Below are 1,341 nucleotides of genomic sequence, written 5' to 3'. Positions count from 1 at the left end.
GTGGTGCGGGGACGGCGGACGGGAGGCGCGGGGCGGGCGTGCTCCGCGCCTCCCGTCCGGCAGTCGGTCGGCTCCGTGCGGTCGGCTCGGCCGACCCGCGTCAGTTGCCGAGCCCGATCGTCTTGTCGAGGAACTCGTTCGTGTACAGGTCGGACGGCTTCAGGTCGCTCTTCACGTCACCGGTGCCGGCGAAGACGGGGGTCGCCTTCGCGATGAAGTCCTGCATGCGCTGCTCGTCCATCGAGCCGATGTAGCCGTCGGTGTCCTTCGCGAGCCCGAGCTCCACCATCTGGCTCGCCGCGAACGCGCCGACCTTCGCGTCGTACGTCCAGCCGTTGTTGTACTGCTGCACGAGCTTCGTGATGAGGTCGTTCGTGGCCTGCGGGGCCTTCAGGTAGTCGACGTCCGCCTGCTGCATGACGGGCACGAGCGCCTTGAGGCACGGCGTCAGCTTCGCCAGGTCGCCGGTCCGGACGCTCATCGCCTCGGGGTAGGGGTTCCAGCCGGTGCTCGAGACGAGCGCGTAGTCGACCTTCTTGCCCCAGGCCGCGACCTGGTTCTGGTAGATGTACGGCTCGGCGGTCGCGAAGCCCTGCTGGGCGTCCTTGCCGCCCGCGGAGACGAACTTCGCCGGGGTGCCGTCGTAGCTGCCGTCGAGGACGCTCTTCGGCAGGACGCCGGACTGCTCGAGGTAGGTCATGTACGCGGCACCGTTGAAGTAGCGGACGACGCCGCCGTCCTTCTCGAGCGCCTTGCCGAGGCTCGCGATGCTGTCGACCTTCGGGTACGTCGCCGGGTCCCACATGATCGACATCGGGGACTGGTCGTTCTCGGCGAAGACGGCCGTGGTGGGCAGGTTGCCGGAGAACTGCACCTGCTCGTCCGTCGACATGTAGCCGAGGGTGATCGACTTGTCCTGGTACATCTGCGAGGCGACCTTGGTGTAGCCGATCGCCGGGCCGCCGGCGCGGATCTCGAGCTGCACGCCCGTCGACTTCCCGTTGGCGTACAGGTCGCCCGTCACGGTCTTGCCGGAGGCGTCGATCGTCGGGTTCGGCCCGAGCATCTCGTACAGGTGCCCGTGCTCGCCCTCGGGGTTCCAGTCGGTCTGCACGACGATCTTCGCGGGGCAGGCGGAGGACAGGTCGACGGCGGGGCCGGTGGCGGCCTTCGCGCTGGCGGTGCTCGTGCTGCTGCCGGACGAGCCGGCGGCGCACCCGGTGAGGGCGATGGCGGTCGCGGCGAGGGCGGCGGTCGCGACGCCGAGTCGGGTGGTGGTGCGCATGGAGGCTCCGTTCGTGGTGCGGGTCTCGTGGTGCTGGGGGTCKGGTGGGGAGGTGG

The 1,341-nt window shown here is 69.7% G+C and carries 1 protein-coding gene; it reads right to left on the bottom strand.

Annotated elements, in window-relative coordinates; all coding sequences use genetic code 11:
- Positions 1-100: 100 nt before the first annotated feature.
- On the bottom strand, positions 101-1,285 hold the full coding sequence (locus tag BEP24_RS16250) for a nitrate ABC transporter substrate-binding protein (protein ID WP_065965220.1): 1,185 nt from the start codon (positions 1,283-1,285) through the stop codon (positions 101-103).
- Positions 1,286-1,341: the final 56 nt, after the last annotated feature.

The sequence above is a fragment of the Curtobacterium sp. UCD-KPL2560 genome (assembly GCF_001705035.1).
GTDB lineage: Bacteria > Actinomycetota > Actinomycetes > Actinomycetales > Microbacteriaceae > Curtobacterium.
This window is presented reverse-complemented; position numbering and strand designations above follow the sequence as displayed.

Coding starts and splice junctions, on each gene's coding strand:
- BEP24_RS16250 (WP_065965220.1), bottom strand. CDS start 1,285: ATGCGCACCACCACCCGACTCGGCGTCGCGACCGCCGCCCTCGCCGCG.